The 18,629-nt window shown below is 59.3% G+C and carries 12 protein-coding genes; 9 read left to right on the forward strand and 3 right to left on the reverse strand.

Annotated features, from left to right (window positions below; translation table 11 throughout):
* Positions 1-66 precede the first annotated feature (66 nt).
* Positions 67-2,253: an AMP-binding protein gene (locus U1A53_RS23785; protein WP_322284370.1), complete on the reverse strand. Its 2,187-nt coding sequence runs from the start codon at positions 2,251-2,253 to the stop codon at positions 67-69.
* A gap of 144 nt (positions 2,254-2,397) precedes the next feature.
* On the opposite strand from U1A53_RS23785, the gene U1A53_RS23790 reads away from it, so the two are divergent.
* The 6 genes from U1A53_RS23790 to U1A53_RS23815 all read left to right on the forward strand — a co-directional run bounded on the left by U1A53_RS23790 (position 2,398) and on the right by U1A53_RS23815 (position 10,557).
* Positions 2,398-3,648 (forward strand): class I SAM-dependent rRNA methyltransferase, encoded by a 1,251-nt coding sequence (locus U1A53_RS23790; protein WP_322284371.1) that lies wholly within the window; start codon positions 2,398-2,400, stop codon positions 3,646-3,648.
* Between the two features lie 62 nt (positions 3,649-3,710).
* Positions 3,711-5,552: a GreA/GreB family elongation factor gene (locus U1A53_RS23795; protein WP_322284372.1), complete on the forward strand. Its 1,842-nt coding sequence runs from the start codon at positions 3,711-3,713 to the stop codon at positions 5,550-5,552.
* 466 nt (positions 5,553-6,018) lie between these two features.
* Complete coding sequence (locus U1A53_RS23800) at positions 6,019-7,020, forward strand: hypothetical protein (RefSeq protein WP_322284373.1); 1,002 nt, start codon at positions 6,019-6,021, stop codon at positions 7,018-7,020.
* A gap of 63 nt (positions 7,021-7,083) precedes the next feature.
* The gene (locus U1A53_RS23805; protein ID WP_322284374.1) at positions 7,084-7,971 is read left to right on the forward strand and encodes a TIM barrel protein; all 888 of its coding nucleotides are present in this window, start codon (positions 7,084-7,086) and stop codon (positions 7,969-7,971) included.
* A 171-nt stretch (positions 7,972-8,142) separates the two neighbouring features.
* The gene (locus tag U1A53_RS23810) at positions 8,143-10,071 is read left to right on the forward strand and encodes a DNA topoisomerase IV subunit B (RefSeq protein ID WP_322284375.1); all 1,929 of its coding nucleotides are present in this window, start codon (positions 8,143-8,145) and stop codon (positions 10,069-10,071) included.
* 24 nt (positions 10,072-10,095) lie between these two features.
* Positions 10,096-10,557 carry a hypothetical protein gene (locus U1A53_RS23815; RefSeq protein ID WP_322284377.1) on the forward strand — a complete coding sequence of 154 codons (462 nt, stop codon included), beginning with the start codon at positions 10,096-10,098 and terminating at the stop codon, positions 10,555-10,557.
* Positions 10,558-10,680: 123 nt separating this feature from the next.
* Here the strand turns inward: U1A53_RS23815 and U1A53_RS23820 are convergent, their stop codons facing one another.
* Positions 10,681-12,117 (reverse strand): DUF1080 domain-containing protein, encoded by a 1,437-nt coding sequence (locus tag U1A53_RS23820; RefSeq protein ID WP_322284378.1) that lies wholly within the window; start codon positions 12,115-12,117, stop codon positions 10,681-10,683.
* 110 nt (positions 12,118-12,227) lie between these two features.
* Between U1A53_RS23820 and U1A53_RS23825 the strand changes: the two genes are divergently transcribed.
* On the forward strand, positions 12,228-13,160 hold the full coding sequence (locus tag U1A53_RS23825; protein WP_322284379.1) for a TlpA disulfide reductase family protein: 933 nt from the start codon (positions 12,228-12,230) through the stop codon (positions 13,158-13,160).
* Between the two features lie 16 nt (positions 13,161-13,176).
* Here the strand turns inward: U1A53_RS23825 and U1A53_RS23830 are convergent, their stop codons facing one another.
* Positions 13,177-16,449, reverse strand: coding sequence for a PSD1 and planctomycete cytochrome C domain-containing protein (locus U1A53_RS23830; RefSeq protein ID WP_322284380.1), 3,273 nt, complete (start codon positions 16,447-16,449; stop codon positions 13,177-13,179).
* Between the two features lie 115 nt (positions 16,450-16,564).
* On the opposite strand from U1A53_RS23830, the gene U1A53_RS23835 reads away from it, so the two are divergent.
* Positions 16,565-17,089, forward strand: a complete 525-nt coding sequence (locus U1A53_RS23835; RefSeq protein WP_322284381.1) for a sigma-70 family RNA polymerase sigma factor — start codon at positions 16,565-16,567, stop codon at positions 17,087-17,089.
* Positions 17,090-17,091: 2 nt separating this feature from the next.
* Complete coding sequence (locus U1A53_RS23840) at positions 17,092-18,507, forward strand: DNRLRE domain-containing protein (RefSeq protein ID WP_322284382.1); 1,416 nt, start codon at positions 17,092-17,094, stop codon at positions 18,505-18,507.
* Positions 18,508-18,629 lie beyond the last annotated feature (122 nt).

Genomic DNA, 18,629 nt, shown 5'->3' on the forward strand with positions numbered 1-18,629 from the left:
GAAAGTAGTCCAGTTGCTGTGCAACTGGTCGTGGAGAACCCAGTTGCGAAGCAACTGGGCTACTTTTTACATCCCTGCCCGTGCAATCTTCTCACAGCTCTGCACGTCGAGCTTGCCGGAGGCGAGGACGGGGATGTCGCTGACGCGGATCATCTTTTTCGGAATCCAGAGCGGGGGCATGCCTTTGTCGAGCAGGCGGTAGCGGAGGTCGAGGATTTCCTGGTGCTCGGGGCCGCCGGGCATGCTGGTGAGGAGGATGAGCGCCTCGCCTTTATCGATGTCGGGGACGCCAACGACGGCGATCTTGCGCGTGGCTTCATTTTCGAGGCCCATGGCTTTGACGAGGGCTTCCTCGACGGTTTCATGCGGCACCATCTCGCCGGCGATCTTGGAGAAGCGGCTGAGGCGGCCTTCGATGTAGAGGAAGCCATCGAGATCGACGCGGCCGATGTCGCCGGTGCGGAACCAGCCATCCTTGAGAACGTCGGCGGTGCGTTTGGGATCGTTGAGGTAGCCTTCGAAGACGTTGGGACCCTTGAACCAGATCATGCCGCTCTGGTGCAGCGGGATGGGTTGGCCGGTGTCTGGATTCGTGATGCGCAGCGCCATGCCGGGCACGACATGACCGACCGAGCCCTGGCGATGGCTGGGCAGCCAGGAGTAGCCGCTGTCCTCATCGCCGAGCGGCTCGGGGTCGGGCAGGTTCAAATTGGAGGCAGGGGAGGTTTCGGTGAGGCCATAACCTTCGAGCACGCGTTTGCCGAAGCGGGTTTCAAACGCGTCGGCCACCGTGCTGGGGAGTTTTTCCGCGCCGGTGACGCAAAGCTTGATGGAAGTGAGTTGCTCGCGGTTCACGCCACGCAGGTAGCCGCGCAGGAAGGTGGGCGTGGCGATCATGAGGGTGACGCGGTATTTCTCGATGAGCTCGGCGAGTTTCTTCACCTCCAACGGCGTGGGATAGGTGATGAGGTGGAGCCCGTAAATAATGGGGAACCACAGCGTGACGGTGCAGCCGAAGCTGTGGAAGAGCGGCAGGCAGCCGAGGATGCTGTCATTGCTTTTCATGCCGAGGCGGCTGCCAAATTGCATGACGTTGGCGACTAAGTTGCGATGGGTGAGCGCAACGCCTTTGGGCTCGCCGGAACTGCCGCTGGTGAAGAGCAGCAGCGCCTCTTTGCGCCCGCCCTTCTTCGAGATGCCCAGCAGCGCCGCCAAGGCCACCGCAGGCAGCACCTTGCTCAGGACGAGCCATTTCACGATGGAGAACTTCATCTTCGGCAGAATGCGTTCGATGAGGATGAGCTGCTTGCTCGGTGGCCAGGGGAAGCTCTGCATCTTGCGCACGAAGATGTCGGCGGTGAGGAAGCGGTCGATCTGACCCTGACGGATGGCGCTGTCGATGGCAGAACGTCCGGCGGTGAAATTGAGGTTCACCGGGATTTTCCCGGCCATGACGACCGCCACATTGCAGATAAGTCCACCAAGACCGGGTGGCAGGATGATGCCGACACGCTCTTTTTTCGTCTCCCGTTTCACGACCTCTGACAAGGCGAGCGCGGTGGCGAAGACTTTGTCAAAGCGCAGGATTTTGTCGTCCTTTCCATCGACGACGCTGTTGCGTGTGCCGTGCTTTTTGAAGCCCATGATCAGGGCGTAGCCAAGACTGATGTCGAGCGCGGGACATCCACTGATGCTTTGCTCGGAAAGCTCCAGCAGGCGTTCCTGATAGGTGGCCAGGTTCACGTCCGGCCCTTGCAGCAGCCGGCCGAAGTTGAAGATCACCTCCGCATCGCTGTGACGGCGCTCAATGGGCATAGCGGTGTCCTGACGGCGATGCACATGCAGCGGCAGCACGGGGACTTCGGCCTTGAGCAGAAATTCGAGCTTCGTGCCCGGCACGGTGGTCATGGGAGACGTCATCGTGGCCGCTTCGGAGGGCAGGTAAATGATGACGGCACCGCTTTTGGCAGCGTCCGCCAAAGCACGCCGGTAGGCGGAAACCTCTGTCTCGCCGAGGGTGAACTCCATGGCGTGGACATTGTCCCGCTCCAGGTGCGCACGTAGCAGCGGATGCAGCGCCGCGCTTTTTTTCACCAAATAGATCACCTCTCTGCCTTCCAGCACGAGTTCCAACCGCAGCAGATCGAAGTAACCAAGCTGGCTGGGCAGGATCATGAACCCGCCGCCGGAGGGCAAGTTCTCTTTGCCGAGGATCGTGAGGTCGTTCAGGGTGACGGGCTTTTCAGTGGCCATGGGTGGATGCGCGGAATGCAGGTGCACCTAAGCGGGGAGCAACGCGCATGCCAGCGGGAAAAGGACCGAACAAGGAGGTTGACGGTAGTTTGCAGTTGTTGACGATGGTTGACGGTGGAAGGAAGAACCCAAACCACCCCACTCATGCCTCCTCCCCCGCGAAACCCCCATCGTGAATCCGCCGCCCCTAGCACCACCCTGCCTCCAGGTAGCGAGGAGTGGCTGCGCCCCTGGGCACAGATGAAGTATTTCTCCTTCAATCCAGCGGTGTATCCGAACATGATTCGTGCTGTCTCACCCGACGCCGGTCCGGGTGATTTGGTGAACGTGTATGATAAAGAGGGCCAGATTTTCGGCAGCGGATTCTACAACCCCAAGGCCCATGTGCCGCTGCGGGTGATCCAGCATGGTGAAAATGTGCTCACGGAAGATGCGCTGGATGCCCGGCTCGATGCCGCGCTCGATCTGCGCCTGAAGACCCTGCGTCTCGACGAAACCACCGAGGCCTGGCGTGCCGTGCATTCGGATGGCGACGGGCTTAGCGGCCTTGTTGTGGATCGTTACGCCGATGTGCTGTCCATCGAAGTCACCACGCTCGGCGTGTGGCGCCGTCTGCCCCGCTGGCTGCCGAAGCTGCATGCGGCGCTTGGCACCTCGCAGCACCTCATCCATGTCGATCCCGACATCGCCCGCATCGAAAACATGCGCTGGGCCGATGTGCCCGAGGCGGACGCGCCGGCCCCTCGGGGTGTGCGGGTGCGTGAGAATAACGTGCGCTATCAGGTCAGCTTCGAGGACGGCCACAAAACCGGCTTCTTCTGCGATCAGCGTGACAACCGCCTGAAGTTCGCGCACCTCGCCCGGGGACGTCGTGTACTCGATTTGTGCAGCTATACCGGCGGCTTTGCGATCAGCGCCAAGGTTCTCGGAGGCTGCGAAGACGTGACCGGCGTGGATCTGGATGAAAAAGCCGTCGCACAGGCCAAAAAAAACGCTGATTTGAATCAGGTCCGCATCGACTGGGTGCATGCCGATACCTTCACCTGGGGCCGCCAGATGCAGCAGAACGGTACTCAGTGGGACGCCGTCGTGCTCGATCCGCCGAAGCTCGTGTTTTCCCGTGATCCCGAAGAAGGCCAGCTCGGACGCAACAAGTACTACGATATGAACGCCGTCGCCCTCGGCCTGCTGAAACGTGGCGGGCTGTTCGTCACCTGCTCATGCTCGGGACTGCTCGATGTGGCCGAGTTCGAGGATATCGTCATGCGCGCTGCGCACCGTAACAAGCGCCGCCTGCAAATCCTTGACCGTACCGGAGCCGGGGCCGACCATCCCGTGATGTCGAACTGCCCCGAAGGCCGCTATTTGAAGGTGCTGTGGTGTCTGGCATGGTAAGGGATGGTTTGCTTGCAGGTTTCCTTTGCTCAAACCCAGCCACCGTCTAATCTGAGCGTCCCATGAATCCAGAGGTGCAAAACATCGTGGCCGCAGGCAAGCTCCCGGCTGCAGACGGCGAAAAACTTTCCAAACTCGAACCCGGAACCTTCTGTCTCCACAAAAGCTGGGGTGTCGGCAAGATCGCCGAATGGGATTTGCTGGGAGATCGGATCTTGATCGACTTCGAGGGCAAGCCCGGCCATCCGCTGAAACTCGCGTTCGCCATCAGTTCGCTGGAGATCATCCCTGCCGATCACATCCTCGCCCGCCGTCTGGCCGATCTGGATTCACTGAAGGAACTGGCCGCCAAGAACGCCCCGGCACTCGTCGAACTTGCCCTCAAAAGCAGCGGCAGCGCCCTCCACCTCGACGACCTCGAAAAGCTGCTCAAAGGCCGCATCATTCCCGAGGCAGATTACAAGAAATGGTGGGAAGCCGCCAAGCGCGCGCTTAAAACACACCGCCACATCGTCGTTCCTGCCAAACGCACCGAAAAACTCGTCCTGCGCGATCAGGTGGAAAGCGCCGGCATCCAGATGGCGAAGTCCTTCCTCGCCGCCCGTGATTTGAAGGCGAAGCTCGCCGCCCTCGCCAGCATCCAGAAGGACATCGACCTCTTCAGCGACCCCAAAACCGAACTCATCCCCGTCTTCCAAGACATTTCCGACACAGCACGCAAGGTGGTCAAACTGCACCTCAAGGAGTGCCTGCAACTCCTCCTCGCACGCGACGAACTCGTCGAAAACCTCGGCACCGCCGCGCCGATGGGATCCATGAAGATTTCCGACCTCATCTGTGAGACGAAGGATGTCCTCGCCGATGCGATCAAGGGCCTTTCCGCCAGCCTGCTGGGCCGCATTTACCGCGCCTTTCCCGAAGCCTTCCCCAATCGTGGCTGGGTTCCCGAAATCCTTCATCATCTCACCAAAACAGGCGGTCGCGCCGTCGCGGAAATCGCCGTGGTGCTGGATGCCAATGACGAGCTCGACGTCCTCGCCGAAGCGCTGAAAAAATCCCTGCGTAACCGCATGCTTTCCGCCGATCTCCTGATCTGGATGGCCCGTGAGCGCAAAGGTCTGGCCGAATCTGTCTTCGACATCGATCTCGGACACGCCATCCTCGGCGTCATTGAAAGTGATCACATGGAAGGCGGCCCGAAACGCACCGGCCGCCTGCAGGATCTTCTCTCGGACGACAAGACACTGCTGGGTGAAATGGTGGCCGATGCCGAGGACGAAGACGTGCGTCTGCTCGCCAAGCGCCTCATCAACGGCTCCCTCTTTGATGAACTCACCCGCCGCTCCCTGATGGCGCGCATCATCAAGGTGCGTCCTGAAATGGAAGCCATGATGGACGAAAACGCCGGCCCCCGCCACGACGACTCCCTCATTGTCTCCTGGGAAAGCCTCGAAAAGAAAAAGCTGGAACTCGAAGAGCTTGTCAACGTCAAGATTCCCGACAACAAGCGCGAAATCCAGATCGCCCGCGACGAGGGTGACCTCCGCGAAAATGGCGGCTACAAGGCCGCCCGCGACCAGCAGTCCGTCCTCCTGCGCATGCAGGGCAAGCTCGAGCGCGAGTTGCGCAACGCCCGCGGCACCGACTTCGTGAATGTTCCCACCGACAAGGTCGGCATCGGAACCGCTGTCGATGTCGAAGACATCCCTTCCGGCGAAAAGGAAACCTTCACCATTCTCGGCGCCTGGGACAGCGATTTGGACAAGAACATCATCAGCTACCTCTCCGAGTCCGCGAAGGCCCTCATCGGCAGGGCGGTCGGCGAGGAAACCGATCTGCCCACCGACAGCCATCACGGCACCCGCAGGGCGAAGGTCAATGCGATCCGGGCATTCAAGCCATAGCTAAAGAAACATTCAGCCCCATCAGTGCATCCTGTGAAATGCAGCGGGAGCATCTTGGTGGCACTTCTGCAGAGATTTGGCATGCCCTCAAATTCAGCGTGAAATTTGCCATTGTGAGTGTACGTATGTTCGCACCTCCAACCACCGCTCAATGTCACTGACCAAGACCTCTCGAAAACCCTTTCAGTCACAACTTTTTGTTTGTCTCGCTGGACTGTCTTTCTGCCTTTTTTCAATGCCCTTTGCCAAGGGGCAGATCACCAGCGCTGAGAACCTTGGAGTCCTTCTTGGAAGCACGCCGAAAACGCCAGCCGAGCCTCCAACCGCCGTCGTCTCCCCAAGTGTTTTCGAGGCCAATCCTGGGCCCTGGGGAAAGATGCTGTGCGCTTACGTCTATTTGGAGGCTCCACAGAGCCTCATTGAGGGCTTTCCGCTGCCCAGTCCGACTTCTCGCTGGACGTTCCCCATGGACTTCCTCCCCAGTCTGCCGGAATTCCTGGCCAAATCGGGCCTCTCGCAGTCATTCATCACGGAGTTGCTCTCCCCTAAGCACATGGTGAAAGAGGCGGCGTTCGTGCATCTTCTCCCCCCCTTGGCGGAACTGGAAAACATCGCCCCGGAAACCCGCGCCTTGATTTATACCGAGCTGGCAAAGTATCCCGAAAATGAATACCAAACGGATCCGGTTCTCATCATCGGCACCACGGTCGAGGAATGGTACAAAGGCAGCAAACTGCGACCGGAGATCATCGGCAAAATCAAAAAACTCAGTTATCAGCGGGGCGAAACGACCGCTTTCAGCGACATCGCCGTTTTGCTGAACTACGCGCAATCTGACTCCGAGGCGCGCTCCATCTTCAAAGCCTGCACCCGCACCCGTAACCTGATGGTCCGTGTCATCCTCGACAAGAATGTGAATCCCGAGGCAATCCTCAAATACTGGAGTTTCGGCGGCGTCGGCATTCGGCGCAAGGATTTGGAACCGCTGATTCAGTCCATCATGGAACTCGATGGCGTTGATGACATCGGCATCTCACACCTCCTCCCGGCACTCGCCCGCAAGCTCCTCTACACCTACCCTGGGCTGGACATGGCCAAGCATGGCGTCATGCCAGACTGTCACTGGACCTCGCTCAATTTTTTCAACTTCGAGCCTCATGAGTACCTGCTGGACGCCCGCCTGGCCACCAGCCAGGTGCTGGAGCAGTTCTCCCCGGTGGAAGCGCCCTATCAGTTCGGTGACATCCTCTTCTTTTTGGACAACACCACAGGCGACGCCTTCCATTCTTGTGTGCATCTGGCGGACAATATTGTTTTCACCAAGAACGGGCGAAACATCCTTTCCCCCTGGGTGATCATGCGGCTGGATGACGTCAAAAAGATCTATCTCTACAAAGGCAACGGACGCGTTCAGGGGTTCCGGCGCAAAGACATCGCCGCGGCAAAAGAGACCCAGAGTTCTCAATAACACCGCCAGGATTGACATGCGGATGCAATGCACCCTTGGTAGGAGGCGTTAACTGTCATCACCATGTCCTCACGTCGCCACTTCCTTCACACCGTGCTCGGAGCCGGTGCCGCCTCAGCCTTCGCCGCTGACTCCAAGCTCTCCTACAAAGGGGAAAACATTCAGTTCGGCCTCGTCACCTACCAATGGGGCAAGGACTGGGATCTGCCTACGCTTATCAAGAATTGCGAGACCGCCAAGGTTCTCGGCGTCGAACTCCGCATCGAGCATGCGCACAAAGTTGACGTAACCTTGACGCCCGCACAGCGCTTGGAAGTGCGCCGCCGGTTCGAGGATTCCCCCGTCGATGTTCTCGGCATGGGCACCAATTTCGAGTTCCACTCCCCCAAGGATGACGAGGTGAAGAAGAACATCGAGGGAGCCAAGGCATTCATCAAACTCAGCCATGATATTGGTGGCAGCGGCGTGAAGGTGAAGCCCAATGCGCTGCCCAAAGAGGTGCCCGTCGAAAAGACCCTCGTCCAAATCGGCAAGGCGCTCGCTGAACTCGGTGACTACGCCATCGGTTTCGGCCAGGAAATCCGTCTCGAAGTGCACGGCAAAGACTCATCCGAGCTGCCGCACATCAAAACGATCATGGATGCCGCCGAGCGTGACAACGTGCGCGTCTGCTGGAACTCCAATGATACCGACCTCATCGGAGCCGGCCTTGAGGCCAACTTCGCCCTCGTCAAAGACCGCCTTGGACACACAGTTCACATTCGTGGTGTCAAGCTCAGCGACTACCCGCTCGACAAGCTCGCCAAACTGCTCGTCGAAATCGATTACGAAGGCCACGTCTGCCTCGAAGCCGGCAAACAGCCCGATGGCGATCCTGTGGCCGCTCTCGCCGAACAGCGTGAGCTGTTCATGAACCTCGTCACCGAGGCGCGCAAGACCGTCAAAGATTAAGCTTTCTGCCTGAACCGTTGGTTCAATCCGCAGTCAGGAGGTCAAGGTGGTTCAAGGCACGCTGCTTGCCAATTCCTTGACCTTCTTGACCACCTCTTGACTCCCCTCCCCCTCTCTGCCATCTCAAGCAGTTCCATTCGTCATTCCTCATTCTGATTTTCTCATTCCACCATGGCCAATCCTGCCCCCGCTCACGGTTACACTGAAGACTCCATCAAATCCCTCGACTGGCGCGAGCACATCCGCCTGCGCCCGGGCATGTACATTGGCAAGCTGGGTGACGGCTCACTGCCCGAGGATGGCATCTACGTCCTGCTCAAAGAGGTGCTCGACAACTGCATCGACGAACACGTCATGGGCTTCGGCAACACCATCGACATCGTCATCGCCGAGGATCAAACCGTCACCGTACGCGACTACGGCCGCGGCATTCCTCTGGGAAAATTACTGGAATGCGCCGCGCAGATCAACACGGGTGCCAAATACGACAGCGAAGTCTTCAAGCGCTCCGTCGGCCTCAATGGTGTCGGCATCAAGGCCGTCAATGCCCTCTCCGAGTTCTTCGAAATCCAGGCCATCCGCGAGAAACAGACGCGCACCATCGAGTTCAGCCAGGGCCTGGTCATCTACGACATGGGCAAGCCCAAGGCCTGTGACGAACCGGACGGCACCCGCATCGCCTTCCGGGCCGATGCGGAGAGCTTCGCCGACGACACGCATTACCGCCTCGATTTCGTGCGCGAGATGCTGCGCTTCTATGCGTGGCTGAATCCCGGCCTCACCATCATCCTCAACGGCGAGAAGTTTAAGTCCAAGGACGGCCTGATGGACCTCATCCGCGCCAAGCTCACCGAGGAGCCGCAGTACCCGATCATCCATCTCGAAGGCAAGGATGTGGAGGTCGCCTTCACGCACGGCACCGGCTATGGCGAGGAGTATTACAGCTTCGTCAACGGCCAGCACACCACTCAGGGCGGCACGCACCTTGCCGCCTTCCGCGAGGCCATCGTGCAGGAATGCCGCGAGTTCTTCAAAAAGCAGTTCGATCCCGCCGACGTGCGCGGCAGCCTCATCGCCGCCGTCAGCGTGAAGGTGCAGGAGCCGGTGTTCGAGTCACAAACCAAGACCAAACTCGGCTCCAGCCACATGGAACCGAACGGGCGCAACCTGCGTGGCCACATCACCAGCGTCATCACCGCGCAACTCGACAATTTCCTCCACAAGCATGGCGACGTCGCTAAGTCGCTCCAAGAAAAGATCAACGCCAACGAAAAGGAGCGCAAAGAGATCAGCGGCATCCAGAAAGCCGCCCGCGAAAACGCTCGCAAGGCCAAGGTTCACAACAAAAAGCTCCGCGACTGCCGCGTCCACTTTGACACCAAGGACAAGCGCCGCGACGACAGCACCCTCTTCATCACCGAAGGCGACAGCGCCTCCGGCAGCATCACCAAGAGCCGTGATGTCGAAACGCAGGCCGTCTTCAGCCTGCGCGGCAAGCCGCTCAACTGCTTCGGCCTCACCCGCAAGATCGTCTATGAAAACGAGGAGTTCTACCTCCTCGCCAACGCCTTGCAGATCGAGGAAGACCTCGAAGAACTCCACTTCAACCGCGTCGTGCTCGCCACCGATGCCGATGTCGATGGCATGCACATCCGCCTGCTCATGATCACCTTCTTCCTGCAGTTCTTCCCCGAACTCGTGCGCAAAGGCCACCTCTACATTCTGCAAACACCGCTGTTCCGCGTGCGGAACAAAAAGGAGACCTTCTACTGCTACAGCGACGACGAACGCCAGCGCGCCATCCACCGCTGCGGCAAGACCGCCGAGATCACCCGCTTCAAAGGCCTCGGTGAAATCAGCCCCGACGAGTTCAAGCACTTCATCGGCCCCAACATGCGCCTGGAACCCGTCACCATCCGCGACCACGCCCTCGACGCCGACGGCAACCCCATCCCTTCCGAGCATAAAAGCGTGAAGGAGATGCTCACCTTTTACATGGGCAAAAACACCCCCGAACGCCAGACCTACATCGTCGAGAACCTTCGCATCGAGGAAGAACTCGAATTCAAGGATGCCGCGGAACTGCCCGCAGCGGCTTGATCCACAGGCTAGCTATCACCGAATATGCCGCCGTCTTCCCAAGATCTCGCGGAAATTTCATCTCACATCCGATATGAGATTGAGATGGCTTTTATCATTCCCAAGCACAATCCGAAAGATGGACACATTCGTGAGTCTGTCTTTCTTTCCATGCTAATTCACGCTCGTATTCTCCTTCATTTCTTTGAGTCCGCTGATCGCCGCCAAGACGATGTTTTATGCTCTGACTTTGGATTTCCCACTCGTGCAGTTAATCTTGCGCCGGAGCACCGAAAGAGGTTCAACAAAGACATGATGCACCTAACATATTCTCGGCTGCGTCACACATCAGAAACAAAGCCTTGGCCGCTTCAAGACATCATGCAGCCACTCCTCTTGCGCTCGCTTGAGTTTATTGAATTTGTTATTTCACATCCACCGACGCATATGAAGGCGGAAGAACTTTATCAGTGGAAGTTGCTCATGAAGACTTTCAATAAAGAATGACGACCGTTAACCACGGTGCTGTTGCGAACTGCGGAATCCATCGGCTCCAACCTTCTCACACCACAAAAAACCCGTCAGACCTCACGGCCTGACGGGTTTGGAATTAAATAAGCGCCGCTAAAGCTACTTCTGCTTCACCTTGAAGCTGCGGAACACCACGGGATCGCTGTGGCCGGCGAAGCCGATGTAGCCTTTGGTGTGGTCGAGACCTTTCGGCGGATGGGCGATCTGGCTGCGGTCGAAGGTGCTGATGTCCACGTCGAGGATCTTGGTGCCGTTGAGCGTGACCTTGATCTTCTGGCCCTCGATTTCGATCTCCTGGAAGTTCCACTCGCCCACGGGACGCAGGTAGCCATGCTTGGCACCGACGCAGTGGTAAACCGAGCCGTGATACTGATAGGGTTCGAGACCCTTCTTGCCCGCAGCAGCCTGCTTTTCGTTGTAGCCGTCGCTGTCGATCACCTGAAGTTCCAGACCATCGGAAGCGGAATGACCACCGATCGGCGTGCGCAACGCGATGCCATTGTTGCCGGCCTTTGGCAGCTTGAATTCCACACGGATGATGCCGTTCTCGAATTCATCCTTGGTCAGCAGATCGCCACCCTTGCCCTGCTTGCAGACGATGGCGCCGTCTTTGACCTCGTAGTTTTCCACCGCGCCCTGCCAGTTGCTCAGGTCCTTGCCGTTGATGTATTCCTTGAAGCCTTCGTCAGCCCCGTTGTTCGCCAACGTCTTGTTCGCCTCCTCAGCAGGGATCTCGCGAATGAACACGTTCTTCCAGCGGATCTCGCTGCCGTGCGTCTGAAGCTGGATCGGCCCCTTGGGGAAAGCCGGATCCACCATCCAGCCGTTGGGAGCCTTGGCCTCCTCCGCCTTCGGCGCGACCTTGCCATAGGCCTGATAGCCCGCTTTGCGATTGGCGAAGAAATTCTCCAGCACCGCGTTCTTTACCACGACTTCGCCATTGAACGTCACGGTCGCACGCTCGCCGATCATCTTGATGTGGAAGGTGTTCCACTCGCCCAAGGGCTTGTCCATGAGCTTGAGGGGATTCTTGCCTTCTGGGTTCTTGTTGTTCCAAAGACCTCCGGAGCCGAAGGGCTTGCCCAGCGCGACGGCTTTTTCGTCCTTCTCCGTGAAGTCCCAGATCTGCACCTGCGGAATGCCGCGCAGGTAGATGCCGCTATCGCCGAGCGGCAGCATCTTGTAGTCCACCATCAACTCGAAGTCGCCGTAGTCCTTGTCGGTGGTGAGGTACAAGCCTTTGCCGTCATTGACGAGCTGGCCATCCTCCACCTTCCAGTGCGCGTTGAGGTGATCCCCCTTGTCATTGCCCTTCGCGTCAGTCAGACCACCGTCGATGGACTTCTTCTTGTAGGCGGCCTGCTCTTCAGGCGTCATTTTCCAGAGATCCGTAGGATCTTGCGTGCCCCAGCCATACCAGCCGGAGAGATCCTTGCCGTTGAAGAGTGCCGTGAAGCCTTCCGGCGGTGTGTTGTCCGCAGCTCCGGCGAGCGTGGCCGCCGCGAGCATCCAAGTCAGGGTGAGTGTGTGTTTCATGGTTGAGAGAGGCACAGGAGTCGCCCGCCGCGCCGGGCATCTTTCATCCATCACGATGAAGGCGACTTTCCGCTCGACACCCGCGATGAAAACGAGACGATTCATCTGATATGAAATCGTTCATCTGTGCCCTGACTCTCTGCCTCAGCCAAATCAGCCTGCATGCCCAGGCCACACCCGCTGAGGAAGCCGCCGCAGGTGCCAAGGCGCTGCTGCAACGGCTCTTTGCCCAAGAAACCAGCGAGGAAGAACTGCAGGCGCTCGCCAAAGAGGCCAACAAGGCCGGCGTGCCACGCCAACAGGTCATCGAGGCCAGGCTCGTCTGGGGCCTGCGGCATCAGGACACAAAATTCCTCGTGAAAATCCTGCCCGAGGTCGAAATTCTCGCCGCCAGTTTTGATTCTGCCAACGCCGCCGCCCTGCCGAATGTCGAGACTGTCAAAGCCTTCGTCGCCTACATCAAGGCGCTGAAAGCAGGTGAGGCGAAGGATGAAGCCGGATTCAAACAGAACATCCTCGAAGCCATCTGGCTCAATCCTCAGCAGGCCCAGGTCTTCCTCCAGTCCATCGAAAAATATCGCCGTGAATCCAAGATGGGCAGCCTCATCGTCGATCTGAAAATCCCGCTCACCACCTCCATGGGCGAGGCCACCACGTTGCATGACCAGCTCGGCGGCAAAAAGGCCCTGCTGCTCGACTTCTGGGCCTCGTGGTGTGGCCCGTGCATGAACCTCATGCCTGCTCTCAAAAAGAAAGCCGAAAAACTCGCCGCCCACGGCGTCATCGTCGCCGCGATGAACAAGGACGATGAAAACGCCGAGTCCATCGCCGAGCGCATCCGCAAGGAACAGAACGCCACCCTGCCCTGGCTCGTCGAACCCATCGAGCGCCCATACACCAAGGCCTTCGAGATCGATTCCATCCCGCGCATGATCCTGCTTTCACCCGAAGGCAAAGTTCTCTTCAACGGTCACCCTGAAGACCCATTGCTCTGGGCCGCTCTCAAAAAGATTGATCCCGCCATCGAAGCGCCAGCGAATTGAAAACTAGCACGAACGCCTACTGCAAATAGAAGAACTCGTTCGAGTTCAGCAGCGCGTGGCACAGATCTGTGAGTGCTTCGCGGTTCGGATCTAGCGCGCCGCTCGCCTTGGTAGGCGCGGCGCTGCTTTCCCAGGCCCAACGGCTTTCGGCGGGGGCTTTGAGCATGGTGACGGCTTGATCGGCGGTGATGTCGGCGATACAGGTGGGGTCGCTGTTCACGGTCCAGCTCATGAGCTTGCCGGCGTCGAGTTTGCCAGCGCGGAGAGCCACGCGGGCGATGGCGCCGTCCCACACGCTGCGTTTGTCGATCTCGCGACCGCCGACATACAGAGCGCGGTCTTTGTTGATGTAACTGCCGACGATTTGATGCGGAACGGTGACGGTTTGCATCGCGGCGGCGGGATCACTCAAGTCGCGGACGTAGAAGGTGACGGTACCGCCGAAGTTCTGGCCGGGCGCGGGATGGTTGTCGAGGCTGGCACCGACGTAGTAGGGCTTGCCGACTGGAATGAAGAGGCCGGAAGCGACGACTTCATACGCGGGGCTGCCTTGGAAGTCGGAACCGCTGAGCTGGACGATGAGGTTGTTCGGCTTGTGGGCGGATTTTTCGCTCGTGACACCGAGGGACCAGCCGGGTTTGGTTTTGTCGTTGTCCCAACGTGCGGCGATGGTGCGCACGCTGGCGTCGGGATAGAGCGAATTGAGCTTCACCACGGCCTCGATGGCGAATTGATCGCCCTCGGTCTTGCCTTCGAGGTTCACGCGCAGTTTTTCATTCGCGGTGCCGGGTTGAAGCAGAAAGGTCTTCGTGGTGCGCGCCGCGGGATTGGGACCGAAGAACTTCTGTGCATCGGCAAGCGGTGTGGCGACCGGCGGAGGCGGTGGAGCCTCGCGTTGAAGCATGGCGCGCTGGGATTTGAGGAAGGCGAGAGCCGCGGCGGCTTCCTGTTTCGTCGGGTGACGTGAAAAGGCGAGCGCGTAGGCGCTGGCGACGCGTTTGGCATCGTCTTTGGGGATTTCCTTCGTCAGGCGGGCCGACATGGCGCGGGCGCGGTCGAGCGGCCAGTCGCCATTGACCATGAGCAGGCTCTGCGTGGCGGTGGTGGTGCTCTGCCGCTCCGGCGTGCTTTGGAATCCAGGCGGCGAGTCGAGACTGGCAAGGAAATCATCCGGCGTGTTGCGCATCTTGCGCAGGTAGAGGCTGCGGCGTGGCTTGGACTTCTCCACGCCTTCGCCACCGATGGTGAGATCGAGTTCGCCGCTGGCGGTGAGCATGGCATCACGAGCCTGCTCCGCATCGAGACGGCGCGGGCTGTAGCGCCAGAGCAGGCGGTTTTCGGGATCTTTGAGCAGCGCATCTTTGTCGCTCGCGGTGCTCTGCTGGTAGGTGGCGCTGGCCATGATGAGCTTGTGCAGCGTCTTCAATTTCCAGCCGCTCTTGATGAACTCACTGGTGAGCCAGTCGAGCAGTTCGGGATGCGAAGGTTTGTCACCGAGACGGCCGAAGTCGCTCGCCGTCGTGGTGATGCCTTTGCCGAAATGATACTGCCACACGCGGTTCACGATGACGCGGGCGGTGAGCGGGTTCTGCGGGCTGGCGAGCCAGTTCGCCAGCACCGTGCGGCGGCCGCTGGTGAGCGCGTCAGGCTTGGGCGCGGGGATTTTGGCGTCCTTCGGGTCGAGAATCGTGAGGAAGCCGGGCGTGGTGGTGACTTCGCCGACTTTACGCGTCACAAACTTCGTCGTGGGAGCCTGCGGGCCTGTTTCACCCACGGCGAGCGTGGGGATGAGGTTCTTCGGTTTGAGGTGATCGGATTCAGCGATCTTGGCTTTTGCCTCGCGATACTGCGTGGCCTCGGGCTCCTTCAATTTGTCCGCCTTGTAGCGCTCGCGCTCATAATAGACCTGACGACCGGCGAGCTGGACGATCTGTTCTTCATAAGGCGTGCGCTGCTCGCGTGACTTGGCGAACATGGCCTGGATTTCCTCGGGAAACTTGGTGATCGCGCTCTTTTGTGAGCCGACAATTTTCGGTTCAACGATAGCGTCGATCACGGCACGCGGCTCCTTCGTGGCCTCTTCCCAGATTTTGAGCTGCGTGTTGTAGTCGTCGATTTGCGCCTGCGTGGCGAAGGGCTTGTCCTCCGCCCAGGTGATGTTCGAGAGGAAGGCCTGAAGGCGGTAGTAGTCCTTTTGCAGGATGGGATCGAACTTGTGGTCATGGCACTGCGCGCACTGCACGCTGACGCCCATGAAGACATCGGCGGTCACATCAGTGACCTCGTTCATGATGAGCTTCCACTGACCCTCGGAGTCACGCTGGTTGTATTCGTAGATCGTGTGGCGCAAGAAGCCGGTCGCGGTGAGCAAATCGAGATCGTCAGCGGTTTGCGGCACCGTTTTTCCCTGCGCGTAAAGCATCTCGTCACCCGCGATCTGCTCGCGCACGAACTGGTCATACGGCTTGTCGTTGTTGAGCGAGCGCACGACGTAATCGCGATACGGCCACACATTCGGACGATACGCATCGAGGCGGTAGCCTTCGCTTTCCGCGTAGCGCACGAGATCAAGCCAATGCTGCGCCCAGCGCTCGCCGTAACGCGGAGATTCGAGCAAACGGTCGATCAGCTTCGCATTGGCCTCGGGGGAACCCTTGGTCGCATAGGACTCATGCACGAAGGCTTCCACTTCTTCAGGTGTGGGTGGCATGCCCGTGAGATCAAAGGTGGCTCGACGGATAAACGACACAGGATCGACCGCTAGTGAAGGCTTGAGACCGTTCTCGGCGAGCTTGGTCTGCACGAAGGCATCAATCGGTGATGCGGCTTTCGATTGCGGCACGGGCGGTGACTTCACCGGCACGAAGGACCACCACTTCTTGTCGTCCTCGGTGATGTCACCGGGTTTGCGCGCTGGTTTGGCCGCCGCGACTTCTGCCTCGGGCCAGGGGGCACCCATGGCGATCCACTTCTTGAGAATCTCGATCTTCTCCGAGCTGAGCTTGCCATCCGGTGGCATTTCCATGTCGGGATCTTCGTAATTGACCAACTTGATGAGCAGCGAGGCATCTGGCTTATGCGGCACGATGGCCGGGCCGCTTTCACCGCCTTGCAGGATGTAGGGCAGGTTGTCGAGGCGCAGGCCGCCTTTGTGTTTCTGAGCAGCATGACATTCGTGACAGGACTCGACCAGCAACGGCCGCACGTCCTTCTCAAAAAACTTGAGCGACTCCGCATTCGGGGCGGCGACGGCGGCAGTGGCGGAGAGGAGGAAAAAGGCTCGGATCATGGTTCTGGCAATAGAGTGTGCCGCATAGGACCTTTTGGACATGATTTTTTCTGTCCAAAGCCCCTCCGCAGCGACCTCTTGAGTACGACCGCCGCTTCCGCGATGTTTCCACGCCATGCCTGACACCGACCGCACCCAGGAATTCCTCGAACTGCTCACGCACCATGACCGTGCGCTGGGCGTCTATGTCTATAGCATGGTGCCGCAGCCGCATGACGCGGATGACATCCTGCAGCAGACGAAGATGATTCTGTGGCGCTGCTTCGATCAATTCGAGACGGGCACGAACTTCCTGGCCTGGGCGCGGAAGACGGCGTTTCATCAGGTGCTGACGCATCGCCGTCAGAAGAAGCGTGAAGCGACGCCGCTGAGTGATGAAATCCTGGAACTGCTGCACGACGAAGTCTCCAAGCTAAGCGACAGCGGTGATCGCCGCCGCGATGCCCTCCGCATCTGCGTGACGAAGCTGCCCGCCGCGCATCGCCAGCTCGTGACGCTGCGCTACTACGAAGACCTGGAAATCGACGGCGTGGCCGAGCGCATCCGCAGCACGGCGGGGGCGGTTTATCGCGCTTTGAGCCGCATTCGCATGAGTCTCATGACCTGCGTGGAGAAAGAACTCAAACTGGAAGGAGCCTGAGCATGAAACCTGCCGATCAATTTCGACTGATGGAGCTGTCCGAACGCTATGCGGACGAAAAACTCAGCGCGGAGGAAATTTCAGCGCTCGAAGCCGAATTGCGCGACAATGCCGAGGCACGTGCCTTTTTCGCCAAAGCGCTGCATCAGCGTGCCGAGCTGTGTTTTGATGACTCGTGGCACACGCAGGCCGTTTCCGAGGCCAAGCCGGCTGCGAGGCCAGTTTGGTGGCGTCATGCCATCACGGCGGCTGCAGCGGCGTGCATCACCTTTGGCATCTTCTGGCTGCAAAACAGCCGTGACGGCACCGTTGCGACGTTGATTCGTTCCCAGCAGTGCCAGTGGGCTGGCAGCAGCCTACCGACAGTGGAAGGTGCGCGGTTGAAACCGGGCGTGCTCGATTTGATCGAAGGCTTGGCCGTGGTGCGCTTTGACAGCGGCGCGGAACTCGTTCTTGAAGCGCCCGCGACAGTGGAAGTACTCGACGCAATGAACTGCAAGCTGCGCCGTGGCACGCTCATCGCCGAGGTGCCGCCTCAGGCGAAGGGCTTCAGCATCGACACCAAAGACGCCAAAGTCATCGACTGGGGCACGAAGTTTGGCCTCAGCGCCGACGAGGACGGCAAGTACATGGTGCGTGTGCTTGAAGGTCTCGTTGAAGTGGAGGACAAGAATGCCAGCGGATCGAAGAAACTCGAAAAAGGCCAGGGCATGGATCGTGGCTGGTCGAAAAGCCAGCTCAATCCCAGCAGCGGCGATGGCACCGAGCCGAGCCGCTGGCAGCCGACGAGCGTGTTCGACGCGGGCGACGGCTGGCAGGCCATCACCACCGCGTTTGGTCGCGGCAAGGACAGCTACATCCAGCCCACCAGCAAAACGCCCACCGATTTCGGCAAGCATCCCTTCATTCGTGTGAAGCACAGCGGGGAAAAAATCGAGCTGAACCGCAAAGGCTACATCGCCTTCGATTTGAGCAAGTTTGCCGGTCGCCAGATCGAGGACGCCGAGCTGGTGCTCACCATCGAGCCGAGCGAGCTTGGCTTTGCCAGCTTCGTGCCGGACAGCACCTTCGCCGTGTATGGCGTGCTCGACGAAAGCGTGGATCTCTGGGAGGAAAACGGCCTGAGCTGGCAAAACGCCCCCGCGCATGATCCCGAGCAGCCAGATCGGCATCTGCCAGCCGCTGGGAAAGTGAAACTGCTCGGCAAATTCGAGATCGCCCAGGGCATCAACCGCGGCACGCGCAAGCTGCGCGGCAAAGACCTCGCTGATTTCCTCGCCGCCGACACGAATCAGATCGCCACGCTCATCCTCTGCCGCGAAACCGATGAAACCGCCGACAGCGGCCTCGTGCATGCCTTTGCCACGAAGGAGAACGACACCCGCTCCGCGCCGATGTTGCGGGTGAAGTTGAAGTAGGAGCGCGAGTATTCTACTCGCCTGACTCTCCTGCCGCATCGCACGACTGTACGGTGACGACAAGCTCCATCGCCCACGTCCGCCCAAGTGGCGAGTGGTCTTCGACACACTCGCGCTCCATA

Source organism: Prosthecobacter sp., assembly GCF_034366625.1.
Taxonomy (GTDB): domain Bacteria; phylum Verrucomicrobiota; class Verrucomicrobiia; order Verrucomicrobiales; family Verrucomicrobiaceae; genus Prosthecobacter.